28 protein-coding genes and 1 pseudogene are annotated in these 26,459 nt (G+C 39.1%); 11 read left to right on the forward strand and 18 right to left on the reverse strand.

Going from position 1 to position 26,459, the window contains the following annotated elements:
• The first annotated feature begins 85 nt into the window (after positions 1 to 85).
• Positions 86 to 865 (forward strand): hypothetical protein, encoded by a 780-nt coding sequence (locus BkAM31D_RS22195; RefSeq protein WP_066154773.1) that lies wholly within the window; start codon positions 86 to 88, stop codon positions 863 to 865.
• 141 nt (positions 866 to 1,006) lie between these two features.
• Here the strand turns inward: BkAM31D_RS22195 and BkAM31D_RS22200 are convergent, their stop codons facing one another.
• Positions 1,007 to 1,498 carry a CBO0543 family protein gene (locus BkAM31D_RS22200; RefSeq protein ID WP_084372206.1) on the reverse strand — a complete coding sequence of 164 codons (492 nt, stop codon included), beginning with the start codon at positions 1,496 to 1,498 and terminating at the stop codon, positions 1,007 to 1,009.
• A gap of 86 nt (positions 1,499 to 1,584) precedes the next feature.
• Complete coding sequence (locus BkAM31D_RS22205; RefSeq protein WP_066154776.1) at positions 1,585 to 2,202, reverse strand: hypothetical protein; 618 nt, start codon at positions 2,200 to 2,202, stop codon at positions 1,585 to 1,587.
• A 118-nt stretch (positions 2,203 to 2,320) separates the two neighbouring features.
• Between BkAM31D_RS22205 and BkAM31D_RS22210 the strand changes: the two genes are divergently transcribed.
• The 5 genes and pseudogenes from BkAM31D_RS22210 (at position 2,321) to BkAM31D_RS22235 (ending at position 7,915) form a co-directional block, all read left to right on the forward strand.
• On the forward strand, positions 2,321 to 2,809 hold the full coding sequence (locus tag BkAM31D_RS22210) for a CBO0543 family protein (RefSeq protein ID WP_066154779.1): 489 nt from the start codon (positions 2,321 to 2,323) through the stop codon (positions 2,807 to 2,809).
• A 212-nt stretch (positions 2,810 to 3,021) separates the two neighbouring features.
• Complete coding sequence (locus tag BkAM31D_RS22215) at positions 3,022 to 3,774, forward strand: endospore germination permease (protein ID WP_169801113.1); 753 nt, start codon at positions 3,022 to 3,024, stop codon at positions 3,772 to 3,774.
• A 325-nt stretch (positions 3,775 to 4,099) separates the two neighbouring features.
• Positions 4,100 to 5,551, forward strand: coding sequence for a spore germination protein (locus tag BkAM31D_RS22220; protein WP_066154782.1), 1,452 nt, complete (start codon positions 4,100 to 4,102; stop codon positions 5,549 to 5,551).
• 70 nt (positions 5,552 to 5,621) lie between these two features.
• Entirely contained in the window at positions 5,622 to 6,701 is a 1,080-nt protein-coding gene (locus BkAM31D_RS22225; protein WP_066154785.1) for a Ger(x)C family spore germination protein, read from the forward strand.
• Between the two features lie 93 nt (positions 6,702 to 6,794).
• Positions 6,795 to 7,915, forward strand: a pseudogene (locus BkAM31D_RS22235) (MFS transporter).
• Positions 7,916 to 7,943: 28 nt separating this feature from the next.
• Here the strand turns inward: BkAM31D_RS22235 and BkAM31D_RS22240 are convergent.
• Positions 7,944 to 8,879: an SDR family NAD(P)-dependent oxidoreductase gene (locus tag BkAM31D_RS22240; protein WP_066154789.1), complete on the reverse strand. Its 936-nt coding sequence runs from the start codon at positions 8,877 to 8,879 to the stop codon at positions 7,944 to 7,946.
• A 201-nt stretch (positions 8,880 to 9,080) separates the two neighbouring features.
• Here BkAM31D_RS22240 and BkAM31D_RS22245 point away from each other — a divergent pair, with 201 nt between their 5' ends.
• Complete coding sequence (locus tag BkAM31D_RS22245) at positions 9,081 to 9,821, forward strand: TspO/MBR family protein (protein ID WP_066154792.1); 741 nt, start codon at positions 9,081 to 9,083, stop codon at positions 9,819 to 9,821.
• Positions 9,822 to 9,865: 44 nt separating this feature from the next.
• Here the strand turns inward: BkAM31D_RS22245 and BkAM31D_RS22250 are convergent, their stop codons facing one another.
• Entirely contained in the window at positions 9,866 to 10,096 is a 231-nt protein-coding gene (locus BkAM31D_RS22250; RefSeq protein WP_257391614.1) for a hypothetical protein, read from the reverse strand.
• 1,039 nt (positions 10,097 to 11,135) lie between these two features.
• On the opposite strand from BkAM31D_RS22250, the gene BkAM31D_RS24045 reads away from it, so the two are divergent.
• Positions 11,136 to 11,951, forward strand: a complete 816-nt coding sequence (locus BkAM31D_RS24045) for an alpha-helical endospore appendage domain-containing protein (protein ID WP_174521911.1) — start codon at positions 11,136 to 11,138, stop codon at positions 11,949 to 11,951.
• Positions 11,952 to 12,521: 570 nt separating this feature from the next.
• Here the strand turns inward: BkAM31D_RS24045 and BkAM31D_RS22260 are convergent.
• The 6 genes from BkAM31D_RS22260 to BkAM31D_RS22285 all read right to left on the reverse strand — a co-directional run bounded on the left by BkAM31D_RS22260 (position 12,522) and on the right by BkAM31D_RS22285 (position 16,078).
• Positions 12,522 to 12,848: an alpha-helical endospore appendage domain-containing protein gene (locus BkAM31D_RS22260; RefSeq protein ID WP_066154797.1), complete on the reverse strand. Its 327-nt coding sequence runs from the start codon at positions 12,846 to 12,848 to the stop codon at positions 12,522 to 12,524.
• A gap of 348 nt (positions 12,849 to 13,196) precedes the next feature.
• Positions 13,197 to 13,676 carry a hypothetical protein gene (locus BkAM31D_RS22265; RefSeq protein WP_066154799.1) on the reverse strand — a complete coding sequence of 160 codons (480 nt, stop codon included), beginning with the start codon at positions 13,674 to 13,676 and terminating at the stop codon, positions 13,197 to 13,199.
• Between the two features lie 119 nt (positions 13,677 to 13,795).
• Positions 13,796 to 13,999, reverse strand: coding sequence for a hypothetical protein (locus tag BkAM31D_RS22270; protein WP_066154801.1), 204 nt, complete (start codon positions 13,997 to 13,999; stop codon positions 13,796 to 13,798).
• Between the two features lie 105 nt (positions 14,000 to 14,104).
• Complete coding sequence (locus BkAM31D_RS24050; protein ID WP_174521912.1) at positions 14,105 to 14,830, reverse strand: alpha-helical endospore appendage domain-containing protein; 726 nt, start codon at positions 14,828 to 14,830, stop codon at positions 14,105 to 14,107.
• A 201-nt stretch (positions 14,831 to 15,031) separates the two neighbouring features.
• Complete coding sequence (locus BkAM31D_RS22280) at positions 15,032 to 15,640, reverse strand: hypothetical protein (RefSeq protein ID WP_066154804.1); 609 nt, start codon at positions 15,638 to 15,640, stop codon at positions 15,032 to 15,034.
• A gap of 39 nt (positions 15,641 to 15,679) precedes the next feature.
• Positions 15,680 to 16,078 (reverse strand): alpha-helical endospore appendage domain-containing protein, encoded by a 399-nt coding sequence (locus BkAM31D_RS22285; RefSeq protein ID WP_235820437.1) that lies wholly within the window; start codon positions 16,076 to 16,078, stop codon positions 15,680 to 15,682.
• Between the two features lie 336 nt (positions 16,079 to 16,414).
• On the opposite strand from BkAM31D_RS22285, the gene BkAM31D_RS24930 reads away from it, so the two are divergent.
• The 3 genes from BkAM31D_RS24930 to BkAM31D_RS23820 all read left to right on the forward strand — a co-directional run bounded on the left by BkAM31D_RS24930 (position 16,415) and on the right by BkAM31D_RS23820 (position 17,738).
• Complete coding sequence (locus tag BkAM31D_RS24930; protein ID WP_371807212.1) at positions 16,415 to 16,654, forward strand: DUF3231 family protein; 240 nt, start codon at positions 16,415 to 16,417, stop codon at positions 16,652 to 16,654.
• A 70-nt stretch (positions 16,655 to 16,724) separates the two neighbouring features.
• On the forward strand, positions 16,725 to 17,273 hold the full coding sequence (locus BkAM31D_RS22295; RefSeq protein WP_157076819.1) for a DUF3231 family protein: 549 nt from the start codon (positions 16,725 to 16,727) through the stop codon (positions 17,271 to 17,273).
• A 306-nt stretch (positions 17,274 to 17,579) separates the two neighbouring features.
• On the forward strand, positions 17,580 to 17,738 hold the full coding sequence (locus BkAM31D_RS23820) for a hypothetical protein (protein WP_157076820.1): 159 nt from the start codon (positions 17,580 to 17,582) through the stop codon (positions 17,736 to 17,738).
• A 52-nt stretch (positions 17,739 to 17,790) separates the two neighbouring features.
• On the opposite strand, the gene BkAM31D_RS22300 is transcribed toward BkAM31D_RS23820, so the two are convergent.
• The 8 genes from BkAM31D_RS22300 to BkAM31D_RS22335 form a co-directional block, all read right to left on the reverse strand.
• Positions 17,791 to 18,417 (reverse strand): FMN-dependent NADH-azoreductase, encoded by a 627-nt coding sequence (locus BkAM31D_RS22300; protein ID WP_066154811.1) that lies wholly within the window; start codon positions 18,415 to 18,417, stop codon positions 17,791 to 17,793.
• A 92-nt stretch (positions 18,418 to 18,509) separates the two neighbouring features.
• Positions 18,510 to 18,944 carry a MarR family winged helix-turn-helix transcriptional regulator gene (locus BkAM31D_RS22305; RefSeq protein WP_066154814.1) on the reverse strand — a complete coding sequence of 145 codons (435 nt, stop codon included), beginning with the start codon at positions 18,942 to 18,944 and terminating at the stop codon, positions 18,510 to 18,512.
• Positions 18,945 to 19,295: 351 nt separating this feature from the next.
• On the reverse strand, positions 19,296 to 22,253 hold the full coding sequence (locus BkAM31D_RS22310) for an efflux RND transporter permease subunit (RefSeq protein ID WP_257391615.1): 2,958 nt from the start codon (positions 22,251 to 22,253) through the stop codon (positions 19,296 to 19,298).
• Positions 22,254 to 22,653: 400 nt separating this feature from the next.
• Positions 22,654 to 22,935, reverse strand: a complete 282-nt coding sequence (locus BkAM31D_RS22315; RefSeq protein WP_066154820.1) for a hypothetical protein — start codon at positions 22,933 to 22,935, stop codon at positions 22,654 to 22,656.
• A gap of 244 nt (positions 22,936 to 23,179) precedes the next feature.
• A complete protein-coding gene (gene fabZ, locus BkAM31D_RS22320) occupies positions 23,180 to 23,608 on the reverse strand; it encodes a 3-hydroxyacyl-ACP dehydratase FabZ (protein ID WP_066154823.1) in 429 nt (142 codons plus the stop codon).
• A gap of 109 nt (positions 23,609 to 23,717) precedes the next feature.
• Positions 23,718 to 24,236, reverse strand: coding sequence for a DNA-directed RNA polymerase subunit beta (locus BkAM31D_RS22325; protein ID WP_066154826.1), 519 nt, complete (start codon positions 24,234 to 24,236; stop codon positions 23,718 to 23,720).
• 44 nt (positions 24,237 to 24,280) lie between these two features.
• Positions 24,281 to 25,120: a flagellar hook-basal body protein gene (locus tag BkAM31D_RS22330; RefSeq protein WP_066154829.1), complete on the reverse strand. Its 840-nt coding sequence runs from the start codon at positions 25,118 to 25,120 to the stop codon at positions 24,281 to 24,283.
• Between the two features lie 185 nt (positions 25,121 to 25,305).
• Positions 25,306 to 26,124: a flagellar hook-basal body protein gene (locus tag BkAM31D_RS22335; protein ID WP_066154833.1), complete on the reverse strand. Its 819-nt coding sequence runs from the start codon at positions 26,122 to 26,124 to the stop codon at positions 25,306 to 25,308.
• Positions 26,125 to 26,459 lie beyond the last annotated feature (335 nt).

The following is a 26,459-nucleotide window of genomic DNA, read 5'->3' on the forward strand; positions in this document are numbered from 1 at the left end:
TTTAGGCCGTCCCTATTTTCTTTGGGATGGCTTACTTTGTCTGTTTTAGTCGCAAAAAAAATACAAAAATTTTAGGATGATGTATGTGAAAGTTACAAGAAAACAATTGCTAAAATGGTTAATCCTTCAGCAAGTTTATTTAGGGCAGCGAGATAGTTCTTCTCTTGCTGAATCAATACCCGCTCATGTGCCTTTTTTTGACCAGTCGATTAGTTTGAAGACGCAAGTTCATAATCTTGTTATTTCCCTTGAAACACAAGAGCTATTGTTGATTAATTCAGCACTGAAAACGCCTTCTTACAAACTAAGTGCTACTGGCAAAGAAGTTCTTTTTTCTACAACGTATAAGTGGAGAGATATTTTCACAAAACAGCTGCACTGCTTAGAGCACCTCTTACACGTGTGCCAGGACATGCAGCCATCTAAAAAACCAGTTCATCTCTCAACAGATGAATCTAATTTCTTAAACCAACTTTGTCGTTCGAAACACGCGATGATGTTACTTATGTTGCTCGAGCTAACAAAATGGCAAGAGGTTGAAAATGAGGATGAGTATGTAAGCATTGCAAAATTACTGAAAAACATTCAACTGTATTATGGCTTATCATGCTCTTACACCACTTTTACTAAAGGGGTTTCTACGCTCATTGAAGAAGGTTTGATTGATTTAGAATGGCGTACACAAGCAAATAACCAAGAAGTTCGGTTCATCCGCATTAATGACAAAGGCCTTGAAGCAGTGCCTTCTTATTCGACTCTTGTCAGAAGTGAGATCGAGACAACTCTTGAGAAATGCAAAGTCACTTGTGCATTTTTAAAACGAATGCCCAACGAAGAAATTGATCATGAATGTGCTAATGGCTAACTCACATCTTTGTCACCTTTAACCACCGCTAATTGTTTGATTCCGCTACTACACTGACATATTTTATGGTTAGGAGACCGCGTCCCTAGGGTCTCCAATCATAGTAAAAAGGAATGGTCTCTTTATTCGGATCCATTCCTACTAGTTACTATTTTTTTTTCGATCAATCATTCTGATCACCCCAACAAGATAGCGATTCAACATTGACTTCAAACACATACTAACAAATGAATGATACCATTTCCAACCTTTTTTCCATTTTATAAAGTCCGTTTTCCGTTCGGCCAAAAACTCGATGAAATTAATCGGTAGCACCATCAGAATAATTTTGAGCGCACTTATAAGCGGCTTATCATATCTTGTCACTTGATTGACAATCACTGAGAACGTTGGATAAATAATGTGATCGAATAAAATATTCGTATTAAACTTTTTTGGTAAGACACGAATTGGATAGTCAAGCATCCCTGAGTGAATAATGACTTTGTCAATCAAAACATTTGAATAGGCATTAAGAAGAAACGCTAACAACCAATCTTTTATCGGAGGCCTTCTCAGCAAAAAAGGAAGCAAAATTATTGAAAAAAGAAGCAGTACACGTAGTGCCGATTTTTCCACTTTGGTTTTATTCACAACAAAACCTCCTATCCGTTCACTCTTACTGTAACCAGAGCTTAACGTTTCTATGAGGTGTTTGTCGAAATTTGCATTTAATATTTTCACGCAATAAGATGGGCAAAACAGTCACACACTCCCTTTTTCAGACGATCTACCCAATGTAACTTCGTTTTCTTAAATAAGAGCAAAATCGGGCCTTTGTATAACCTTTTCGAAAGAGGCAATCGGAAGCTTCCCATATAAAAAACAACCGAAATCACCGATAGTCCACTTACTAAAAAGGGTCTCTTCAAAAATAAGTAGCTAAACAAGTACATTTGTAAATAAATCAAGCCTGACCACAACGTATTCCAACCGTTTTTAAAAATTAACATATTGCTCTTTAATAAAAGCCAATCGACAATGGTTGAAGCAAATACCCATTTACTAACATACTTAACCTGTTTTTTAAATTCCTTTGGAAAATTCGATAAGAATAGCAACACCAACAATGGTGTGATTAAGAAAATATGTACTAACCTAACTACCCTCCAATCCATTCCACCAGGATTAAACTCCCAAATCAAATGTCTCTTGAAAAGGTAATAATACATGGCATTGATAAAACTTACATAACTCAAGCTCTTATAATAGGTAGGTATCCCTTTCCACGTTTTTTTATATACACTTACTAAAAAAATACTACCGAATAAGAGCATTTGTTTTTGCTTGTGATTCATTTTACCCCTCCTTGATCATACCTTCTCCAACAAACTTACAAAATATGTAATTTGTTCAAAATAATTGTTTTTAGGTATGTCTTTATAAAAAGGAAGCAGTTTAAAAGGAGGAGGTGTTATGATGAAGATAGAAAATCTCTTTCTCAAGCTAATCAATTTCATATCCATTCTTCTTTTGCCTTTTGCAATTATAAAACGCCCACTAAAAGATTGGATTATTGTGTATTTAGTTAGCTGTATGGGCAATTCTTTCGCTGACCGTTTCCTCGTATCGAGAGGGTATTTAAAGTATAAGGTCAGACCGTTCCCTCATAGAGTGACGATTCACCTGCCCTTTGACTTTCTTCATTTCCCATTGTTTTTGCTTTACTATAACCAATGGACACTGCACAGTAAACCGCTAGGAATCATCCTTAAGCTGTTTCCATTCCTCATCCCGCAAATAATCATCGAAACGATTGCTGAGAGAAGAACCGATTTAATTTCATGGAAAAGGGGGTGGAACTGGCAGCATTCTATTATAAGCATGGCTTGCAAATATTTGCTTTGTCGAGGAATTATTGCGTCCATTCGAGTATTGAATAATAAAGAGACATCGATCACTTGAGGGAAATATCTTGTTTTCACTGGTATCGGCCTGAACCACTCCATTTTGGGTGGTTTTTTTGTTCCGTTTGAAGTGAGATCAAGAGCTTTCCTCCTGCCTTTTCCTCCACTTTCACTCTGCTTTCCCTCTCCTCATTCCATAAAATTTCCAAAGCATAATCAAGCAAACGTAACAAATACTACCACCAAATGATTAATTGGGTGGTAGAGTCTATGAGCTTTTCGCGGTTACAACTTCTTTTTGTTTTATTATTATTTGTTGGAATTTCGAATCATGTGTTGATTGTGCCGCATTTACTTGGTGCTGCCAAGCGAGATGCTTGGATTTCCGTGCTAGTAGCTTATGGAATTCTTATCGCTTGGGCTCTTATTTGTTCATTTATTTTCCGAAAAAATCCACAACGGAAATCGCTATATGATTGGTTAGAAGAGCGTACCGGGAAAAAGGTAAGTTATTTGATACTAACTTTCTTTTTTTTGTATTTCATCGTCATTGGCTTTATCTCTTTTTTTGATTTAATTGTGTCAGTGAAAATTTACTTTATTCCACTCACACCAACCTGGTTTGTTGCGCTCCCTTTTTTACTTATATGCATATGGACAGCTATTAAAGGGATGACAGCCATCGTCTACTCATCAGCAATTATCCTGCCGATCGTTTGGATGTTAGGTCACTTTGTTGCTTTTACGACGATGGATAATAAAGATTACTCTTACTTGTTACCGATACTTGCTGATAATGAGGCATCACTCATACGCGGTGTACTGGTTGTGTTAGGTGGAAGTGTCGATCTGTTAGTGCTTTTTGTCCTGCAGCAATATGTTAATAAACCGATTTCATATAAGTACTTATTCATTCTCATTACACTGTTAACAGGACTGATTCTCGGTCCAACGATTGGTTCGTTAGCGGCATTTGGACCGAATGTAGCAGCAGATATGCGTTTTCCTGCTTTTGAACAATAGCGTCTTGTCACAATCGGCGAACACGTCTCACATGTTGACGCATTAGCTGTGTTTCAACTGCTATGTGGGGTGACGATTCGTGTTGCTCTTTGTTTCTTCTTACTTCCTAATCTATTCAATGCACAATCTACCAAAATAAGAGTCAGCTTAGTCGTAAGTACGGCAGTCTTTTTTTTGATAGGTATGGTTCTTCATATTAGTGATATATGGATGCAAACGATATTGAAGATGTATTTTTATATTTCCGTTCTCATATTTGGGGTTTCAATGACCTTACTGTTATTGATTATTAGTTACTTACCAAAAAAGAAAGGGTCAAATGCTTATGAAAAACAATCAACATGATACGGAAATGAATCAGTATGAGCAAGCTTTGAAGCAAGGACATTTAACGAAGGAGAAACTCACTGAACTGTTCCACCATAGTGCCGATATTGTATTTGTTCCTAATCAACACTTTGATTCAATTATTGCTTTTTATTGCGAAGGAATGATTGATAAAAGCCAATATAATGAATACCTTCACACTACTATTACTTCGCTAACAGAAGACTTTACTAATGATAAAAAAGATTTACCACCAATGATTGAAATAAAGACAATGAAGGAAATGATGAATAAAGTCTTCTCTGGCTTTTTAGTTTTTTATAAGCTAGAAGACGATGTTTTTTATGCGATTAATATTTCAAAAGTCCCTCAAAGAGCTCCAGAGGAATCAAAGACGGAAATTTCGTTAAAAGGACCGAGAGATGGCTTTACAGAGGAGCTTGCCACCAACATTTCTCTTATCCGTAAGCGTTTAAAAACAGAAATCCTCCACAACGAAGTATTCGAGATCGGATCGATCAATCAAACAAAGGTTTCCTTGCTTTATTTAAAAGATAAAGTGAACCCAGATACGCTTAAGGAAGCACAAAAACGCTTAGAAAAAATAGATACGGAAAGCTTATCGAGTAGTGGACAGTTAGAGCAATGGCTCTCTGACCGCACTTTCTCACTTTTTCCGCTTTTTGATTACATTACAAGACCAGACTTTGCTCTTGAATGTATGTTGCGTGGTCGATTTGTTATCATCGTCGATGGGACTCCAAGCGTTCTGATTGGTCCAACGACATTGTTTGAACTACTTAAATCGCCTGAAGACGTTCATTTCCCTTTTTATATTGTCGCCTTTCAAAGACTATTAAGGTCGATAGGGCTTGTGGTTTCAATTTTTTTACCTGGACTTTACATAGCAATTACGAATGTCAATATAGATCAGCTCCCCTTCTCGTTATTGGCAACGGTCGTTGTTGCACGGGAAGGACTTCCTTTTTCACTGCCCCTAGAAGCCTTCTTAATTCTCATATTATTTGAATTGCTTAGGGAAGCAGGAGTTCGAATGCCTTCAGCTGTAGGGCAAACGATTTCAATCGTCGGCGGTCTTATTATTGGAGATGCAGCGATTCGAGCTGGTATTACTTCACCAACCTTACTCGTCGTAATTGCCGTCGCTGCCGTTGCTACGTATACCCTTGTAAACCAATCCTTAACAGGAACCGTAACTATTCTACGAATTTACACGATGCTTTTAGGTACTTTTCTTGGCGTGTACGGTTTTGTTTTAAGCTTTTTAAGCATCCTTATTTATTTAAGTCAATTAGAATCGTTTAAAGTCAACTATCTTGAACCGGTATCAACGTTACAAATTAATGAGTTCCCTATTACATTTTTAATTAATCCGTATAACCAGAAAAGATTCTCAGCACCGATGTTTCAAAAAAGGAGAAAAAAGTGATGAAAGAACAAAAAAATTTTTATGCTTACTCCTTTTATTCTTAGTGTTTGCTTCCGGCTGTACAACCGATATGAAGGAAATCCAAACTCTAAATTATGCAACAGCCATTGGAGTTGATTATAAGGATGGAAAGTATTACATTTATACTCAATTAGTAGGTTTAGCTTCCGTAGCAAAAACAGAAGGCCAAAGTGCTCCACCGCAAACCTTCGTCTCTCGGGCAGAAGGGAAAACTTTTATTGATGCTTTCTTTGAAGTGTATCAAACTGGTCAAGAAAGATTTATTTGGGCGCATATTACCTCCATTGTCCTAAGCGAAGCTGTTCTAGAACAAGGAATTGAGAATGTCTTTGATGGATTAACGAGATATTATGAATTCCGATTGACCCCTTGGGTGTTCGCAACAAAAGAGCCACTGGATGAAGTGTTAACCACACTTGGATTCTTTGATCAATCTGCCTTAGAAACACTTCTTCATAACCCCCAAAGAATCCACAAGCAAAGTTCAATTATTAGACCTATTCGTCTCCACCAATTAGCGAGAGAATTGTTTGAACCGGCCCAAACAACCTATCTCCCGTATATATCAATTATGGAAGATAAATGGCAAAAGAATCAGGAAAGTGAACCAAAGCTAGCATTAGAAGGTGCGTTTTTCATTGAAGCTAACTCTTACAATGGCGCCTACACACTTGAACAGTTAAAGGGATTGCGATGGCTTACCCCTGAAACAAAAAGAGCCTCTGTCTTAGTACCAAATGAAGAAGATGCTGACTTTTTAGCTGTCATTGATCGCTTTGGGGCAGATATCTCAATGACAGAAGGAGACACTCCTACATTCTCCGTCGTTTTCAACACCGAGGGATTAGTTAGCAATCAATTAGATGGACTAGATCAGTTAAAGCAAATGGAGGAGGAAACGAGCAAAAGCATTCAAAAGGAAATTGAGGAACTCTTTCAATTAAGCATTGAGACAAAAACCGACTTCTTCAACTTCCAGCATCTGCTTTATCGAGAACACCCTCATAAGTGGAAACAATTTACTAAAAATGATTTACTTCAAGAGGGCAAGTTGGAAAACGTAACGGTGAATGTAAAACTTAGACATACAGGGGCTTTTAAAAACAAAATGGTTCAAGTTGAAGATTAAGTGTGAGGAAAGATACTGAACGTATGCAGGTATTGCGGTAAGGTGGTTCGTATGTAATTGACTGCCCTAGCCTGCCAGTGAGGTGAATGGAACATGTTCTTACTTTATTTCATAATTGTTGTATCCTTTATCGATACCTTCTCTCAGCTACCAATTATCACGCCATTTTCCATGAGCCTTGGGGCAAGTTCGTTGTTGGTTGGGATCATTATTGCGGCTTATTCGCTCTCGAATATTTTTGGAAATATCTTCTCCGGGCTCTTGGTCGATCGAGTCGGAGCGAAAAGAATATTATGTGTCGGAATGATAGCTGTAAGCTTGTTTCTCCTTCTTTATGCATTCGTAACGACTCCTAAGCAACTGCTTATGGTTCGTTTCCTACATGGACTAGCGGGGGATTCATCGTACCAGCAGCTTTTACTATTTTAGCCGCCACAAAACGAGGACAAGGGAATGGCAAAAAGATGGCTTTATCAGGAGCAGCTGTTGGAACAGCAGCGATTGCTGGGCCTGCACTCGGAGCTGTCGTAAGCAGTAGATTGGGCTTTGATTGGCTCTTTTACAGCATGGCAATGGTTATGTTAACGGCTGCTCTTTTGGCTTTGTTGTTTTTACAAGAGCAAGAGGTGAAAAAAGAGCCAAACGAACAGATTGAATCAAAATCTGTTTCCTTCACTTTCTCATTGAAGTATGCGTATTTATCGATTTATTTGTTACTATTTACATTAGGTATGCTCACTTTTGCGCTTCCACTTAAAGTTAGCGAGCTGGGCCTGCAAGCTGTGTTAACAGGTCCTCTTCTTAGCACGTTTGGAATCGTCGCGATCATCCTTTTCATTTTACCGACGAATCGGCTTTACGACCGTTATTCAAAGACTCACTTGATGAGTTCAGGTCTGATCATCATCTCGCTTGCCCTATTAACTCTCGCTTTGGCTAAGGAGAGTAGCCACCTTTTTGCTGCGATGAGCCTTTACGGGATTGGCTTTTCTTTCTTGTTTCCTTCAACGAGCGCGACGGTTGTTGAGAGCTCTTTGGAGTCAAAGAGAGGAAAGTCATTTGGGATTTACTACGCTTGCTTTTCATTCGGTGTGATCTCAGGTTCCTTTTTATCAGGTCTCGTTGGCTGGCCGCCTTCTGAGCTTTTTCTAGCTGGAATGTTTGTTGTGATCATTGCGTTTGGGCTTTTTCAATTTGTATCGAAACTTCGCTAAGAGCTGCATTCACTCCAAGGCAGCTCTTTCACTTTTGTTTCCTCATCCATTTGATCGTCTCTTTAATCCCTTCTTGGTAAGGCGTACGCGGCAACGAGTGTAGCTCGGTTTCGTATTTTTCCCCACTTAAGATCACTGGATTTTCCGTTAAATACATCATCTCAACAAGCTCCTTCATGAAAGGAGAGAATATGCCAATAATCCTAATCATTCTTTTCGTAACGATTCTCACTGCTTTATCATAGCCGGTTACTTCTCTTATAATGCTAATCAACTCATCCCCGGTAATTGGATTAACTGCAGGAATATTCCAGTTTTGATTATAGTATTCCTCTCTTGTCGCAAGCTCGACCATTGCCTTTGCCCCGTCCATTGTAAAGAGAAACTCCCTCGCAACTTTCGTATCACCGACGTAATTTGCTTTCTTATTTTCAGTGACATTTCTCAATGTTTCATAAAGGATGGTATTCTCTGCATTCGGACCGTATAAGTCCGGCATATGAACAATTAATGTTGGGACTTCGCTTTCTATTAACTTTTTCTCCATCTCTAAACGAAGCTTACCTTTTTTCGTATGTGGTCTTTTTTTCGTATCTTCATCAACGAGTTGGTTAGGCTGACGACCATACGCGTAGATGTTATCAACATACGCTACCTTTATTTGCTTTTGTTTTGCGACTTCAAGCATGACATCAAGGCATTGCATGTGCTTCTCTTCCCACTCTTGATACGGAAAACTAATGGCATGAAAAATCACATCAACACCGTTTGCTGCCGCTGCTAAATGATCCGGGTTCAATGCATCCCCTTTGAAAATCGTCACATCTACTAACTTTTGATAAAGAGAATGTAGGCGCTCTTTTCCTCTTGCAAAAGCCACGACTTCCACGCCTCGAGAGATTAGTTCGCAAACTAATGCATAACCGATTCCACCCGATGCCCCAGCGACTAAAGCCCTTTTCATGGTCATCACTCCTCCTTTCATGGCCAACTAAAACTACTCAATTAGAATGATTATTTTAGTTCTATTATAAAAGATCTGACGGCTCGAATGCTGTGTAAAAATCTATTAGCTTTCCGAAGAGTTTGTAATCTATGTGGGATTTTTTCAACTTGGTTGAATACAATTGAAAAGAACGGGTAAATAGACAAGCGAGGTGAGGACATGTTGCGTTTCTTTTTCACTTTATTTGCACTTATCTTTGTGCTTTTGATCAATTATTTAGCCAATGCACTGCCATTTAATGAGCAAACCACTTCAGATGTCGCAAACCGCCTCGAGGTTTTGTTCACTCCTGCCGGCTATGTATTCAGTATTTGGGGAGTCATTTATCTATTGTTAACAATTTGGGTCTTACGTCAGCTCTTGCCTTCACAAAGAGACTCGGCTGTATATAAAGTAGGCAGTCCATTGTTCATTTTAAGCTGCTTCCTCAACAGCTTCTGGCTCTTTCTATGGCACTATGAGTATTTTCTCTTATCGGTTCTCGTGATGATTTCTCTGCTTGCAACCTTACTTGTGTTGTATCACCGTACTCACCCTCTAGCCAAAACCCTTTTTGATTTACTTCCTTTTTCTTTGTATCTCGGCTGGATCAGTGTTGCTACGATTGCCAACATTAGTTATTTTCTAGTCGACATTGGCTGGGGTGGCTTCGGCCTCTCTAATGTTACATGGACGCTGATTATGCTACTCGTCTCTGCCGTACTCGCCATAGTCTTTCGGATCAAACGAGGAGATCCCGTCTTTGCACTCGTATTCGTCTGGGCACTTATTGGTATCGGGGTAGATAACCTTTCTGCCTACCCACTCGTTGCCTATTCGGCTTTTATTCTCGCAACAATTGTCTTTGTGTACGCCCTGTTTGGAAAACATCATGAAATTAGCATTTATCATTTATCGTAACAACAAAGGAGCAGCCCGTCTCAATAGGCTGCTCCTTTGTTGTGTTACATACGTTGCTGAACCTCTTCTCTCAACGCATGAATCAGCTCGTCTGAAAGGTTGGCTGGCAATGATGTCCCCTCTTTTAAAACCCACATATTAAGAACCTCAAGGTCCGATTTATGAAAGGTGACACTGTAATCTTGTTTGTTATAAGTGAAATCAGCGGTAATTGATTCCTCCCCGATAAAGTGATGATCAATAATTATCTCTTTCATTTGATATTGTTCCACCATGTAATCTCCTTTTTTGTTTATAGGGTGAGCTTCAAAATGATGATTATTCATATTAAGATTTGAAAAATTTAATGTAAGTAGCTATTCATGGACATAAAGCCTTCCTAATTGGGCATTATTTAGCTAGCAGAAGATTACCAGGAGGACAATCATGGTATATCAATTCAACAGAGTAATAATATTCAACACCTGCAAAACACAAGACATTGCTTTTGTAAACTAGATATGGTCTATATGAAACAAGTTTGGCAAACTACTCAGCGAATGTAGGCTCCGTTTCTACTACTTTTGCCGATGATTCCGGATCTACTTCAACTCGGGGCTTTAACAGCACCCACTCAGTAGTAAGATCCCAGTAAATACTCCATCGTTTTAGCTGATGCATTTAAGCATGCATTTGAAGACGTCGAAATCTTGGGGGACCGACGATTCCGGTGACAACACTGCCGTTTCACAAAAATTGGGTTGAATAAAACTTAGAGATTACGGAGCGTTCGGTGCCTTCTACCGCTCTTACTACTCTTACTGGAACACTGAGTCCCGATGGGGTTTCTCAGGATGATTGCAACTGGGCATGAGCTTATCGGCAATTTTTCCACTGAACTGCAATATATGTTTCACAGTAAGTAAATAACACTTACTTACTGCTTTTCTCTCCTCTAAATCCTCTTATTAATCTTTTCTCTAATAGAATTAGAATTTAAGCATTTAGATAAGTTAGCTGGCAGTAAAGTCAATCCTCAAACAGCCATATATTAATAATCTCAAGATCTGCTTATGAAAGGTGATGTTATAAATTTTTTGGTTATAGATGGATTCAGCGGTTACTGATTCCTCGTCGTTGAAATGGTCGGCGGTGATCATCTCGTTAATTTGATAGTCCTCCACTATGTATTCTCCTTTTTAAGAATGAACTTGATTTAAGAGATTATGCATTCAAATTGTTCACTTCTACTAGTAAACTCGTCTACACACATTAGTATCTTTTGAATATTGTAATATGGAAGGTAGCAAATCTTTAAAAGGAGATGATTAATTTATGGGCTTTCCAAATTTACCTGAGAATTTTGGTCCTATTAATATAGATTTAGAGGCTGAAGATATCGCATTCCTACTTCTTCTATCAATTGCATTTGAGGAACTTTCACTTGCACATATCATGAATGCTGAGGGAGAAAAGCTTCAAGCTGCTTTAGGTACTCTTGTAAATGATACAGGAGCACTTATATTTCCAGGACCGCTAGCTGATAATTTAGATGATTTATTAGAAACAAATCGTAGTGTTGAAAGAATGTTACGTACTATTGCTAAAAAGGAAATGCTTCTGCAATGGAAGTTTGAGGATGTCATTGACTTTCTAGGTACACCTCCTACGGCTACAGCTGCGTGCGCTTGCGCGGTAGAAATAACTGCAGACGCAGAAACGGTAATAACTGCTACAGAATTCCCAGGTGCTGATGTCGATCCAGAGGATGTAGCTATCATTCAACTTACCGTTAACATTTGTCCAGGTTGTGAACCAGGCGAAAGTACAATAAACGCTGTGTTTGCAAATACCACAACAAATCCGAACACAACACTAGTTGCTACGCTAACGCCTGGAACAGTAGAGCAATTATGTCAAGGCGAGACATCTTCATTTATTCAAGGTTTAGCCAATGTCCTTTTATATGGTGGTCCATTACCTACACCAGTTAGTGATGAACTCCCTTTTACAATTACTGTAAACGCGGATGGGACATCAACATTTACAGCACAACTACCGGCCCCTGTCGGAGGGACAGCAAGTATCACGATGGAAAATTTAAATGTTACAATCACTGAATGTCCTATTGAAACAAATGGAGGCGTTTAATAGTTACCCTAAGAATTAAATCCCGACCTAAGAGGACTCATTCTTAGGTTTTTTATATTTCTTCTTCCTCATTTGAGAAACAGATTCTGTGACAAGTATCATCATTAGGCTCATTCATTAAGGTACTCGCTAAAAAAATCAACTATAGCCGAGTGCCTTTATACGGATTATTTTCATTTCAATCACGAATGTCTTTATAAATTGATAAAACGACCCATTTACAAAACATAGCATGCAATGATTGGCATACGAAAGAATTCCATATATCCATTTAATTCAAGCAGAAAGCTCACAGCAAATTGAGTATATTTTTTAAAATTATGTGCTATTTGATTTTCACTTTTTTATTTTTAACAACATATCTTAGTCTCTCAAATTGTTGCCCTTACTAACTTCTACAGTCTGGCTTTTCACTTTTTATCAACTAAGGATTATAGAGCATAGTATTAACTTTACTATAATCACAAAAAAGTACCCTTTAATTAATAAAAGGCACTTATCATCATATATAAAATGTGTTTAGCAAAAGTTCTACTGAATTTCTTAAAAGAAAACTTCTACGGAGTAGGATCAGTGATCAGTAAATTCCTCTGCAAACCTAACTACATCTTGCAATTTTGCAAGTAAAATAAACTCTTTGTGCATCGCTAATTTTAATACACTTGTTACTTCACGGTTTATTCTTATCAAATCATCAAATGTTGTAGCTAAAGGGGGAGGTGTCGTTCCGCCAACCTCAAGTGTTCCTAATGCTCTCTGAAGTTTCTCAGCTTCCGCATTGACTAAATGGGCCAAACTCAATTCTTCTAGGCCAATTGATGCCAATAGCAGGTTGATTACCTCGTCACGATCAATATCAATATCTGGGTTAATATCTGGAATGTTTGGATATCCCAATTAATTCCTCTCCTTTCAAAACTGAACTCTATCTACCCTATTCAACTAGTCTCCGTTTGGTTAGGCTAAACGTCTAATGAATTAGCAATTTTTTTAGGTTTGGAAGCATAACATAAAAAAACTCGCCGCTAGGACAAGCTTGAAAAACTGTCTCCACTCGACATCGTTCTTAAATGAGAAAACAATAGAAAGACTGGAACCTAAAGGCTCGAGCATTCATCCTCTATACACAATCGGGCATATTGTAACTGTTACTGAACCAGAATTTGCACCCTTGAGCAGCAGCAGTTGCTGAAATTGTATTTTCTAAATCCAATCGCCAGCGTTCAGGTCTTGCTAAAACCAATGTTATCCATTACTAGACAGCGGGCATGGTCTCACTGTAGCAGCACCAGTAAACGACAATACTATAGGAACACCTGGGTCATCTGGAATGGACAAACGGAGAGTGATGTCCGTTCCGTTAATTTCTAGCTGCGCATCAAACTGCAAACCGAATAACTCAACCTCAAACTCTATAGTAGCTACATTTAAAGCACATTCTGTGACTTGAATACTATTTGGATCGACAGGTATTGCAATAATAGTACCGTCTTCCTCTGTTAATGTAAGACTAAATATACTAGTAGCTTCTGGGTCGCACCCTGGGCAAATTTGAACAGTTAGATTTAAAGTACTATCACCAAGATCACTTTGGGCATTCATAATAATTTCACATTCGCACACTGCTGGCGGCTCTGGCCCTGGCGGCGTGAACTCCACAGCAAAGTCAACTATATCTTGAAGCTTAACTAACAGATTGAATTCTTTTTGTGTCGCCAATTTCATGAAACTTCTCACGTCTCTATTCGCAGCACCGTTATAAACTCTTTGACACGTACTCTTGGCAGGAAACGGCGTGTTTTTTTTTTATGTAGCAAAAAACCTTGATTTCTCAAGGTTCTCAATTAAAAATCATCATGTGGAAAGTCTGGAACTAACCATACATAGTCAAGATTATTCTCACCAAAAATCCAATCAATGACCAGTTGCTCTTCTGCTTCTCCTGCCAGTTGTTCAACTAATCCTTCTACCTGCTGATCCTGCTTCTGTCGCTTGGTCTGCTTCTTCCTCTGTGAAGTGATCGTCGCCAAGAAGATATTATATTTCATCAAAGAGTCAATTTTTAATTTTTTTCATAGGTTCCACAATATTTAAATGAAAAAAGCTCGGTAACATCAAGTTACCGAACTTCTATATATTCCAATATTTTTTGTTTATCCTTCAGGAAGAGGGCAAGGTGTTACAGTCGCAGTACCAGTAAGTTGGATGGCTGCTGTTGTCCCACCTAATTCCGCAGACAACACGATAGTACCGTTTTGAACAAATAGTGTGAATTCTGCTTGTGCTGGCGCTTGACCAGGTAATGTCGCCACCCCTACAAACGTTACAGTCGCAAAGTCTTCTCCACATGTTACAACATCAATACTTGGAGTAAATACTGTAATAGGTACATTAGCTCCACCTAAAGTTGCAGTAATAGTAATTAACGTACCTTCTGGAGTACAACCTGGGCAAATAGCAGCATTTAAATTAACAACAGCCTGTTGTCCTTGGAATGTTGTTGTACCACTAGCATTCACAAGGATTTCACACGGACACACAGCAGGCTCTGGCTCTGGCGGTGTAAACTCTTCAGCAAAGTCAACGACATCTTGAAGTTTAACTAAAAGGTTGAATTCTTTTTGCGTAGCGAATTTCAAAAATTTGATGACGTCTCTATTTACAGAGCGCCAGTCATCAAGAGTCTCGATTAATGCAGGAGGTGTATCTCCGTCTACCTCCAGTGTTCCTAACGCTCTTTGAAGCTTTTCTGCTTCACCGTTAACTAGATGGGCTATCGCTAGTTCGTCGAGGGCAACGGAGGCTAACAGCAGGTTAATGACTTGCTCACGATCAATGTCGATATTAGGTTGAATGTTATCGATATTTGGGTTACTCATTTTTCTTCCTCCTTTCTTTTTAAGGTATAATGCATTTTATGAAAATAAATAGAAAGGGGTTGTACATGTTCCCATTTTTGATGTCCTTTCATTAAAAGAGGCCTTCGTCACCGTTATAAACTCTATACTCCACTTACTCTTAGCAGGAAACGGCGTGCTTTTTTATGTAACAAAAAAACCCTGATTTCTCAAGGTTTCTAATTAATAATCGTCATGTGTAAATTCCTTCACTAACCATACATATTCAAGATTATTCTCATCAAAAATCCATTCAATAACCAGTTCCTCTTCTTCTTCTTCTGCCAGTTGTTCAACTATTCCCTCTACCTGCTGCTCAGTTGCTGCTTCTTCTGCTAACTGCTCTACTAATTCTCCTACCTGTTGATCTGCTGTCCCTGTTTCTAATGCTTGGTCTCCCTCCCCCTCTGGGATGTATTTCTCGCCAAGAAGATATTCTATTTCATCAAATAATGTTAGTAGCATAAATTGTTTCTCTTCACATAAATCACTATCGAGGAGTCTATTTTTGATCTCTTCATAGGCCTCAAAGTAGATATTTAGCAACTCGGGTTGTGTACAAATCATACAAACATCTGACTCGAAAGAATAGCGGTAAAAAGTATGCCTTCTCATTTGCAGGTTTTGTAGCATAATTAGATTTTCCATAAGCATTCGAAGGGAATCAAACATGTTTTCATTTTGAACTAATTCATGCTGAGAATTAAATAATAAAAGCGCACTTTCCATAAAATACTCTATGGAAACGTTGAGTTCATATGACGATTCTATTAAAAAATCTGTTTCACTCATCTCCCATTCACCTTCAGCTCTCATTATTAGATTAAGAGGTTAACACTTATATTTTTTGTGCTTCTTGTGGTGCTTTTTGCAGTGTTTATGATGCTTTTTGCATTCTTTCTCATGTTTTTTTACATGTTTCTTTCCGCAGAAACAATGATCATCGACTAACTGCATCACATTTTCAAACTTTCTTAGAAGCAACCATTCTTTCATGACAACTGTTTCTAATAATTGCACAACGCCATTATTAAATTTTGAAATGTCGTGGTTGGATGGGCAAGTCGGGAAATCTAGGTCTTCTCCTACAAACGCTTGAATTTTTTCAGCTTCTGCATTTAAGATATGCGATAATGCAATCTCCTCAAGTGCGATTGATTCAAACAAATCTATAACAACTTTCTTTTTATCGGGGCGATGTGGTTCTTTTGGAATTTGTGGCATGCTCATAACGCTAACCTCCTATTGATTTACTTCTTATTCACTTATTAACCTATTTAAAACAGGCCGTATTAGGAACTTGTACGCTTAAGTTCGCACAATTTTAGGCTTTTAGCCCCTTAGATTGTAATCTTCGCAACCAAAGTAAGATGCACTAACACTACATGAATTTGCTCTTATTGGGGCATTCTTTACCAAAGAACAATTTTCGGAGGGAACATATGGCATATCAACTCAACAGCAAGCTAACATCGTCTGAGCTATCTTAATTATGGAGTTCGTACATAGGGGATAGCTCAAGCGTGTATATTTCAACATTTCCTCGAACATGTTGAAGATGCACAAATAAAAAAAATCATCCAATTTGCCCACCAAAAGTGTCTTGAACATCTCCAGAGCATCCAAACACTCTTTACACAAGAAGGACATGAAGTACCTGTTGGTTTTCATGGCGATAAAGATGTTACAACGGGTGCTCCTAGGATCTTTTCTGATATTCTCATGTTAGAGTACACCCATGAGTTTGCGAAGATCGGCGTCCGCGGCCACAGTGTCAATTTAACCGTTTCTACCCGCAAGGATTGATTGTACAGCCTTCTTTCAACAATGCCTAAGTGAAGCCGTTACGTTGTATGAGTCTGCAAAGGATTTATTAGTGGAAAAAGGATTCTATATCTCATCGGGAATTCCAGAGATGACTCACAAAGTTGACTTTATTGAACATCAGAACTTTCTTGCAGGGTTTTTCGGTGATAAACGACCACTTGTTGCACCTGAAGTAACAAATCTATACGCAAACTTTCAACGTAATGCTCTAGGAATCGCTACAATACGTGCATTTTGCCAATCAGCGACATCAAAAGAGGTATATAAACATTTCGTTCGAGGAGAAGAAATCGGACGAAAACACTGTGAAGTTCTTGCTTCTCACTTAAAAGAACATAATTTGCAAGTCCCTCTCTCTTGGGACACTCATGTCATTGAATCATCAGCAAACGTTTTTTCAGATAAGTTAATGATGTTTGCAATTGTCACATTAACCAATTTCAGCATGACTTTTTACGGGCTAGGTCTCGCAACAAGTTCAAAAAAAGACCTTGGAATTATGTACAATCGCTTTTTAGCTGAAATTCAATTATATTCCGAAGATGGCGGCAATATCTTGATTGAAAATGCTTGGTTAGAGTCACCACCAAAAGTGTAAAGATCAAACGACGAGAAAGGGCTTGATAAGAATATAGTGAAATCACTTATAGCTACGGGGGCGCCTCAAAAGATCTTTTGAGGCGTCTCTTCTTAATGTACCAAACAACTTTTTGACTACTTTTATGGAATGGACCACCTAAAATGATCTTTTTATGGTAAAATTGTAACAGTTTGAAGGTATGTAACGATACCTACTCTCATACATATCAATAAAAGTTCGCAATGAAGACAATGCTTACAAAGACACTACTGCTTTTATGTGAGAATCTCATCCAATTTATGAAAAAGGAAAAGGAGACACGCTATGAAAAACGAACAAGAATATCCAACCTACTACAACGGTTATGGTGTAGAGAACATTCATTTGAACGACAACTCGAAAAATGTGATTATTTGCAAACCAAAAACGAGCTCCGAAAATGTAAGCTCGTTTAAGTATCCTTATTTTCAATTTATAAAGTAAAGTAACTGCCATTACAATACTTCAAAAGCGACGGTAGCAAAGAGGTTGTTGATTAGAATTTAGAAGCAACCTCAGCTGCTTTTGCTAAGCCATCATTAATAATTTCATCCGCTTTGTCTGGGAACTGGTTATGCCCTTCAATAATTACTGTTGAAATATCTTGAATGCCCCAGAAGCTCATCATTGTATTAACATAGGTAACAGCCATTTCTGCTGCTTGTGCAGGGCCTTCTGAATAAACCCCACCTCTGGCATTTAATAATGCCACTTTTTTATCCGTCAACAAACCAACTGGTCCGTTCTCTGTATAACGGAATGTTTTGCCTGCTTGTGCTAAATAGTCTAAATATGTGTGTAATACTGCTGGAACAGTGAAATTCCATAATGGGAATGCAATTACTACTTTATCAGCTTCAAGGAATTGATTTAAATATTTTGTTACAACATTTGTTGCTTCTTCCTCAGATGCCGTAAGCTCCATGCCTTTTCCTAACTTAAACATACCGTTAATTTTATCTGTGTCATAGTAAGGTAGATTTTCTGCGAAAAGATCAAGCTCTGTAATCTCATCAGTAGGGTTTGCCTCTTTATAGCTATCAAGAAATGCTTGATAAAGCTTCACGCTAACTGCTTGCTCAATCGGTCTAGAATTTGCTTTAACGAATAATACTTTTGCCATTTGTAAAACCTCCAAAATATTGTTGTTGGTTGATATAGCAACCTTTTGATCTCGTATAGTTGTTATAGCAACTTATTAGTGCGAATGTCGAACTACAAACAAGTTCGGACATTGTCATTCATCTTTTCGAGCAATCGTTCTAATTGTAACAGCTCTTCCCGAGAAAACCCTTTACAGACGGTTTCATTGAACTGTTCTGTAATTGGCAATACTTGTTCACCTAACTTCTCCCCGCAAGGAGTTAAATACAGCCTAATTGAACGCCGGTCATTCGGGCAATGAATTCTTTTGACAAAGCCTTTCTTTTCAAGGCTCGAGGCCATTCTAGCAATATTTGTTTTATCTTTATCAAGCTTTTCAACTAAGTAATTCTGTGTTAAACCATCCTTTTCCCAGAGCAGCATCATAATTAAATTCTGTTCTGGTGCAAGGTTAAACGGCTCTAGCTTAGCTTTGATCAGACTCGTTAAATACAAATCTGTTCGGTGAAGCTTAATACTGATATAGTCTTGAAAGGTAAACTTCAAGTGAATCCCTCACTATTAGTTGCTATACATACTAACATAAAGTAAGTATAGTGCACTTTTTATTTTTGGTCAACTAGCTAGCTCTTTTGTTTCTATTTTAATTCAAAAGTACTAGTTGTATCAAGACCACCTTTTACCAATTGTGACTAAGGACGGAAATACTACTAATAAACCGAAGCTGGAACATAACGAAAGTGTTTTTTGAAAATACAAACGATGACAACTTTAGCCGAGAGGAATGGGCGAGACCCCACAGCGCATTAGGAGGGTACTGTAAAAGGTTGGTTTGTACCTTTTGCAGTGGCTTCCAGTTAGCACGTGGAGACTCACCATTCGACCTCGATCGTAATATTATGCCTTCCTTAATTTAGCTTGTAAAAGATACAAGGCTGGCACGATAAACAAGGTTAATAAGGTCGAGAAGATCAATCCTGAAACAATCGCAATTCCGAGCGGCTTAAATAACGTACTATTTCCAAGCGCGACCGGAAGTAGTCCAGCAATTGATGTTAAAGTCGTTAAGACAATCGGACGAAAGCGTTGTTCAGCAGCAATGATCACAGCTTCAACTGGGTCAGTCCCCTCTTTACGACGTTGCTCAATAAATTCAATTAATACAATTCCATTTCGAACGACAATACCAGCCAAACTCACGGCCCCCATCATCGACATGAAGCCTAGACCAGTTTGGGTGATAAAGAGTCCAATCAAAGCACCGGCAACAGCCAAGTAAACGGTACTCATAATTAAGATCGGCATCATCAATGAATAGAACTGAATTGCAATAACGATTAAAATTAAGAACACAACGACAATAAAGATCTTTCCAATATCAATAAACACATCAGTTCTAGCGGATGCTTCCCCGCCGATATCAATTGTATATCCTGCCTCATCAACGACTTGTTGTAAGTCATCTCTTGTCTCATTTAGAATCTCATCAGTCGTTCTTTCTCCACTAGGATAAGCCCTAACAGTAACCGTTCTTACCCCATTTTGATGAGGGATGTTCGGCTGAGAAAGAACTTCTTCGACCGTTACAACATCTTCAAGCACGACAGCTCCTGCTCTTGTCGATGGCAGTGAAATCTCACTTAACAATTGAGTCGTCGGCTCCTGATCAATCGCATAACGTACGTTAAGGTCAATTAACTGATCTTCTATCTCCAACTGTCCTAATGGGATTCCCTCTCCAATTAAGCGTAACGCTTGAGCAAGATCTGCACTCGTAATTCCACTCGCTTCAAGTTCGTCACGATTTGGAATCACATTATACGTTTCAAGCGCTGCCCCAACATCATCATCAACGTTACTAACCCCTGTAGTTTCTGATAAAATCTCTTTCATTTCATCGGCCATTTCTGTTAGACGGTCAATCGATTGTCCGCTCACTTGAATGGCGATCGGCGCTCCAACAGGCGGGCCTGATTCAATCATGGAAGCAGTAAAACGCTTATCAGGGAATTGCTCTTTCAATATTTGATTCCAAGTATCTCTAGCGTCTCGTGTCGTAATCTTCTCTGAATTAATAAAAACAAAGAAATTGGCAATATGGTTACCAGTTGCCCCACCGCCACTAGCGCCAAATAAACGTGGAATATTCGTACCGACATAAGTAGATACAGATTCAACATAATCTAACCCTGTCAAGAACTGTTCTACTTCTTTAGACTGCTGTTTTGTTTCTGTTAGCGATGTTCCTTCCGGTAGCTTCATCTCGACAAACACTTCTTCTCGATCTGTATCCGGGAAAAACTCAAGTGGGATAAACGGAATTAGCGCATAAGCTGCTGTTCCAAGTGCAAATCCAATTAGCACTGTCAGAAGTGGACGACGGCTCACTTTTAACATTAACCTAGCACTATAAATATGGGCCGCTTTGTCAAACAATTTCCAAAGCAATCCTGCTGATTTTCGCTCAGCTGATTGTTTGTTCCGACGCTCTTGAAGAGTTCGATAAGTTGGAATTAAAAACAAAGCAACAACGGTTGAGGCAATCATCGTTGCCACTAACACGGCTGGCAGTGGTCGAATAAATCCTCCTGCCTCCCCCGGTAACAATAACAACGGCAAAAAAGTAAATACAACCGTTAGTGTCGAAGTAATAACAGAAACAGCCACTTCCTTCGTTCCATTAATCGCAGCATCTAAAGGCTGTTCACCAAGTTGTAGCCTTCGCTCAATGTTTTCATTTACAACAATCCCATCATCAACTAAGATCCCAAGAGCAATAATAAGCGCGATTAGAGAGATTTGGTTTAAATCAATCCCAATAAACGGATAAATGATCGCTCCTAAACTAAGCGATACCGGAATAGCCAAAGCGACACTGAATGCCGTTGGAATGTTTAAACCAAGGGAACAAACCAATAAGACAGACACAATCGCAATGATAAAGGAAAGACCTAGATCTTTAAACAACTCGCTTACTAAATCAGCTTGCGAATAGAGAAGCGAAAGCTCTACACCCTCTGGTATATCAACCCTCATCTCTTCAATGAACCGATCGAGTGACTTCTGAGCTTGTGTGACGCTCGCTCCTTCCTTTAAATAAAATGTTAGCGAAATCGCTTCTTCCCCGTTAAACGCCACTTTCTCTGACGGTTCTTTAAACGTCTCGCGTAAACTTGCAACATCAGCAAGAGTGATGATTCCGTCTTCTTCTGAAAACCCAACAGGTAGTGTCTCGAGCTCAGCTAAAGAATCATAAGTTTGTAGCTCGACACGGTAGTCATATGCCTCTGTCTGCCATTGTCCTGGAGGCAGTGCACTTGTTTCTCCATTTAACACACCTATAACCTGATCAGTCGTAATGCGATAATTAGTAAGAGCTTCATCGTCGAGCTCAAGTACAATTTCTTTTTCTAACGTTCCATCAGCTTGAACAAACGTAATGTCATCAAGCTGAATGAGACGCTTATTCCAACGCTCAATCCACTCGTTCACTGCTTCGAGCTTCTCTTCATCATCAAGTGTAACTTGATAAGTAGCAAGTCCTTGAATACCCAGTTCACTATTTACCTGAGGGGCATTCGCCTCATCAGGAAATCTCGCTGTTGCATCTGCTACTCTCTGTCGCACTTCATTCCAAATCGGATCAGCATCAACTCCACTTTCTAGTTGAACCGATACCAACGAGATACCAGGACTTGAAACGGAAGAAATCGAAGAAATCTCACTTATCTGTTCTAGCTCTGTCTCAATTTCATTCGTAATATTTTGTTCGACTTGCTCAGCTCCTGCACCAGGATAGATCGTTGTTATTTGCGCAATAGCCGGACTCGTCTCCGGTATTTCTCTTTGAGGCAATTGTATAAAACTTAATATTCCAACCAACGTAAACATTAAGAAAAACAAAATGGTGCTTTCGTTTTCGAATCAACCATGAAATCATTATCGATTCCTCCACCCTCAATATCTTTCATTTCATTGTATATTGATTATACAATTGTTAAACAAAATTTAAAAGTTTTATGCATTCATTATATTTTGATTTCAGCTGGTATATTGTTCTTGTGGTGAGAATGCAAGGAGTATGAGGGTTAAAAACAAAAAGAAAAGGGTTGTTCTATAAAGTCTAATTTCGACCTTATAGAACAACCCTGGAGCAATGATTGGACCGCTACCTCAAACCTAAAGAGGAAGAAACCTCCCCTTTAGGTCGAGCAGCAAGCGAAGTCATCGCCATTTTATTTTAGCCTCTGCTTAATTAGTTCGTTTCTTCATCCATTTCTTCTTCATCAGCAAGCTCATCGCCTGTTTCATCCTCAACATCTACATCAATTTCCTCTTCTGTATCGAATTCAGGATCTTCTAATGCAGGCTCTTCATCGATTGGCTCATCCATTGGAGCTTCCTCTTCTAATGCTGGATCTGTTACTGCTGGATCTTCTTCTAATACTGGATCTTCCTCTGCAGGTGCTCCACAAGCTGTAATTACTCCTAGTGATAAAACAGCAGCTGCTGTTGTCATTAAAAATTTCTTTTTCATTTTCATTACCCCCAATTAAAAAATGTGACTAGCAGATAAAATCTCTCTCTGCTGTTAGTCTGTGTGTATCTTAGCAAGATTATTCGCATGCGTCTATGAAATGCGTGCATTTTTGGAAATGTCCTACCAAATCCACAACTTCTTTCATCTTTTCTCATAACAATCTCGAATAAATATGGGAAATATATCTAATTTTAAAAAGAAAAAGAGCTACTCCTTATTAAGAGTAGCTCTTTTTACATCATTATTTTGTTCCTAAAGCAAAGGTGATATCCGTTTCACACGCGACTTCTCCATTTACCGTCGCAATTGCATGGCCCTTGCCAACTGGCCCTTTTACTCGCGTTAACTCAACTTCAAGTCTTAATTGATCACCTGGTCTCACTTGCTTTTTAAAGCGGCAATTGTTAATCCCTCCAAAAAATGCAAGCTTGCCTCTATTTTCTTCTTTCTTTAAGATGGCAACCGCTCCAACTTGTGCTAGAGCTTCCACAATTAATACACCTGGCATAACAGGGTATTCAGGGAAATGCCCATTAAAAAACTCTTCATTTGCTGTAACATTTTTTATGCCGACAGCACGTTTTCCTTCTTCGACTTCTTCAATTCGATCAATTAATAAAAACGGATAGCGATGTGGAATAATTTCTTTAATTTCATCAACTGTTAACATGACCGTTCATCCTTCCAATTCAACTTTTCAACAATTATACCATATTTGTGGAACTGTCTAACAAGCCCCAAGGAAACGAATAAAAAAAAAGAATGACCTTGAAAAAAGATCACTCCCCTTTAATCATATCAATAATATGGTACCACGTATCTGGCTCTAGAGCCTCTTTTGGCTCCCCACCGCCAATGACTCCATAGCCAACAAGCAAGCCGACAATTAAACTGCCTCCAATCAACAGAATCGAAATCACAATACGAAGCCAAATGGGAATTAATCGAAGTCTCGGCTTTTTCTCACGTTTCTTTCTTCTGTCTTCTCTTGATTCAGCTTCTTCTGCTTCCTTTGCTGTCACAACAGTTGCAGGAGCCTGTGTACCGAGGTCCGTCTCCTGTTTTGCCTCTTGGCTTTCAGAATCCTCCTGAGCTTTCGATTGTTCTTCGATCACTTCTTGAGCACCTAGTTGTTCTTCCACCGCATCTTCTTCCTCACGAATTGAAGTCTCGACTAAGTCTTGCTCTTGCCCAGAGCTTTCCTCATTCATATCTGTCTTCATTTCGCCTGAAGTGGATTCTTGCTGTTGTTCAAGCTCTGTATGTGGATTTTCTTGGTTTGATCGTTTTTCGCTCATCGTTCTCTCCTCAAATCGCAGCAGGATGATTAGGTACGGAACAGTTATCTCCGTAACCCATTCACCAATCCTGCCATATCATCAGCCATAGAGATGGCTCTTGAATTAAATTGGTAATGTCGTTGTGCCATCATTAATTCATTCATTTCATTACCTAAGTCTACATTGGAACCCTCAAGCGTTCCTTGAGAAACCCGCCCGTTTACTGCTGCAGCTTCCAACACATCTCCTGCAGCAAGTCCAAGTGCCGCAAAGTTAGGCAATCGATATAACTGATCTCCAATTGAATCAAGCAATTGCGGTTTCAGCACTCGCGTTAAACCGAACTCGCCTATATTTTCAACCGTGCCATCCGTTAGCGTCACAAGCAACTGTCCTTCTTCATTTAAACTAATAGATTGAAAGTTTAAAGGCAAGGTAATTCGGTCCCCATTTTGATCTAAAACGAAATCGCCATTGCTTGTCACAATCGTAAGCTGATTTGGATTTCCAGGGTTTTCACTAAAATAAAATGTACCATCACGCGATAAACGTTCAACAGGATTCCCGTTCTCCATCGTTTGAATTCGGAAGAAATGATTTTTATCCGTAATCGCAAAATCAAGCTCTCGATCTGTATTAATGAATGGACCTTGCTCGAGTCTCAAAGCCGTTTCGGCAATCTTCGCCCCCGAACCTACTCGTATGCCATTTGGCGTTAACCTTCCGACTTCATTTTGAGCATTAGGCTGAGTATGCACTTGCTGAAAAAGCAAATCAGAAAACGTTGCCTCTCTGCGTTTGAAACCAGTCGTATTAGAGTTAGCAAGGTTATGTGAAATGGTATCCATCTTTCGTTGCAACTGCCCCATCGTAACAGAAGCAGAGATCATCGAAGTATTCATTGTCATCCCTCTTTTGTTGTAATGATCTTCTTTTAGTGAAGTTTTTGGTTAGCTAAGTACCCCGGGCAATGGCTACGCTTAGCACGCGCGCCTTTTAGGAGAAGTTCGCTCCTAAAAGGCTTAAAAGATAGCAGCGGCTTCGCTCATTGCTGGAAAGATCTAAGAAAAGGGAAGTTCGCCTTTTCTTAGATCTTTCCTATTTCATTCACCGCTTTTTCTAAGCTTTGGTCGTAGGCTTGGAGGATGCGTTGGTTGGCTTCGAACGTACGGTAGGCGCTCATCATTTCGGTCATCGTTTGCGAGGCATCTACGTTCGAGCGTTCGAGAAAGCCTTGTTGGATTTGGAAGGTGATCGCTCCGTTTCCGATTGCTGTTTGGAGTTCTCCTTCTCCTTCATAGCGAAGGAAACCACTGCCTTCTTTTACAAGTAACATTGGGTCTTCTGCATAAACAACATTTATTTGTGCTACTTGCACTCCTTGATCATTTACGATCACACCTTGTTCGTTTACACGAAATTCTTCATTGCCAACTTGGATCGTTTCTCCGTTTGAACCAAGGATGTAATGTCCTTCTGTTGTTGTTATGAAGCCTTCGCCATTAATCGTGAAGTTTCCGTTACGTGAATAGCGGACTTCGCCATTTTCATTTTCTATTGTATAAAAAAGTGCCCCTTGTCTTCCTGATTCCGTTTGCGGCATCACGCCTTGTAGTAAAGCGATGTCTGTGTTATTTCCTGTTTCCATCAAATCGCCTTGACGAAAGTTCGGCATTCGTTCTTGGAGATAAACACCTGTTACTAGTTCACCAACCACTTGCACTTGGCCTTTTGGAGCTCGATTCGTATTCATCGCCGCAATTAACATGTTGGGGAATGAACGTAATGAAGCTTGATCGGCTTTAAATCCAGGTGTATTTGCGTTAGCTAGGTTATTAGTTAACATTTCCTGACGCTGCTGCTGAGCAATCATTCCTGCGGCAGCTCCATACATTCCACGAAGCATTGTTGAGTTCCTCCTACATATCTCTACTCTACTTACTATATCGGTTTTCGATCCTCTTTTTCCAATGGTTAATAATGGCTTTGCTTCGTTATAACTCTTCTTCTTCCTGAGAATGATAATGAAGAAAAACCATAGAAATGAGGGATATAGGGAAGGAGTAAAGGTGGGTTGTCTTATTAGCTAATATTTTTTAACAATTCCATTGATGCTTCGACCTGAAGATGGTGGAGAAAACCACTTTTCTATAGGGTAAAGCCTAATGCTTTTAGCCTTAGTTTGTGGTTAAACCCTGGCAATGGCTACGCGCAGCACGCGCGCCTTTTAGGAGAAGAGCG

The sequence above is a fragment of the Halalkalibacter krulwichiae genome (genome assembly GCF_002109385.1).
Classification (GTDB): Bacteria; Bacillota; Bacilli; order Bacillales; family Bacillaceae_D; genus Halalkalibacter; species Halalkalibacter krulwichiae.

Bases quoted from the DNA above. Each gene is read 5' to 3' on its own strand.
- BkAM31D_RS22245 (WP_066154792.1), top strand. From the start codon at position 9,081: ATGTTGCGTTTCTTTTTCACTTTATTTGCACTTATCTTTGTGCTTTTG.
- BkAM31D_RS22330 (WP_066154829.1), bottom strand. From the start codon at position 25,120: ATGAATACTTCGATGATCTCTGCTTCTGTTACGATGGGGCAGTTGCAA.
- BkAM31D_RS22240 (WP_066154789.1), bottom strand. From the start codon at position 8,879: ATGAAAAGGGCTTTAGTCGCTGGGGCATCGGGTGGAATCGGTTATGCA.
- BkAM31D_RS22225 (WP_066154785.1), top strand. From the start codon at position 5,622: ATGAAGGAAATCCAAACTCTAAATTATGCAACAGCCATTGGAGTTGAT.
- BkAM31D_RS24050 (WP_174521912.1), bottom strand. From the start codon at position 14,830: ATGAGTAACCCAAATATCGATAACATTCAACCTAATATCGACATTGAT.
- BkAM31D_RS22205 (WP_066154776.1), bottom strand. From the start codon at position 2,202: ATGAATCACAAGCAAAAACAAATGCTCTTATTCGGTAGTATTTTTTTA.
- BkAM31D_RS22250 (WP_257391614.1), bottom strand. From the start codon at position 10,096: ATGGTGGAACAATATCAAATGAAAGAGATAATTATTGATCATCACTTT.
- BkAM31D_RS22325 (WP_066154826.1), bottom strand. From the start codon at position 24,236: ATGAGCGAAAAACGATCAAACCAAGAAAATCCACATACAGAGCTTGAA.
- BkAM31D_RS22280 (WP_066154804.1), bottom strand. From the start codon at position 15,640: ATGAGTGAAACAGATTTTTTAATAGAATCGTCATATGAACTCAACGTT.
- BkAM31D_RS22270 (WP_066154801.1), bottom strand. From the start codon at position 13,999: ATGAAATATAATATCTTCTTGGCGACGATCACTTCACAGAGGAAGAAG.
- fabZ (WP_066154823.1), bottom strand. From the start codon at position 23,608: ATGTTAACAGTTGATGAAATTAAAGAAATTATTCCACATCGCTATCCG.
- BkAM31D_RS22215 (WP_169801113.1), top strand. From the start codon at position 3,022: ATGAGCTTTTCGCGGTTACAACTTCTTTTTGTTTTATTATTATTTGTT.
- BkAM31D_RS22220 (WP_066154782.1), top strand. From the start codon at position 4,100: ATGAAAAACAATCAACATGATACGGAAATGAATCAGTATGAGCAAGCT.
- BkAM31D_RS22265 (WP_066154799.1), bottom strand. From the start codon at position 13,676: ATGAAATTGGCGACACAAAAAGAATTCAATCTGTTAGTTAAGCTTCAA.
- BkAM31D_RS22300 (WP_066154811.1), bottom strand. From the start codon at position 18,417: ATGGCAAAAGTATTATTCGTTAAAGCAAATTCTAGACCGATTGAGCAA.
- BkAM31D_RS22285 (WP_235820437.1), bottom strand. From the start codon at position 16,078: ATGAGCATGCCACAAATTCCAAAAGAACCACATCGCCCCGATAAAAAG.
- BkAM31D_RS22315 (WP_066154820.1), bottom strand. From the start codon at position 22,935: ATGAAAAAGAAATTTTTAATGACAACAGCAGCTGCTGTTTTATCACTA.
- BkAM31D_RS22335 (WP_066154833.1), bottom strand. From the start codon at position 26,124: ATGCTTCGTGGAATGTATGGAGCTGCCGCAGGAATGATTGCTCAGCAG.
- BkAM31D_RS24045 (WP_174521911.1), top strand. From the start codon at position 11,136: ATGGGCTTTCCAAATTTACCTGAGAATTTTGGTCCTATTAATATAGAT.
- BkAM31D_RS22210 (WP_066154779.1), top strand. From the start codon at position 2,321: ATGATGAAGATAGAAAATCTCTTTCTCAAGCTAATCAATTTCATATCC.
- BkAM31D_RS23820 (WP_157076820.1), top strand. From the start codon at position 17,580: ATGAAAAACGAACAAGAATATCCAACCTACTACAACGGTTATGGTGTA.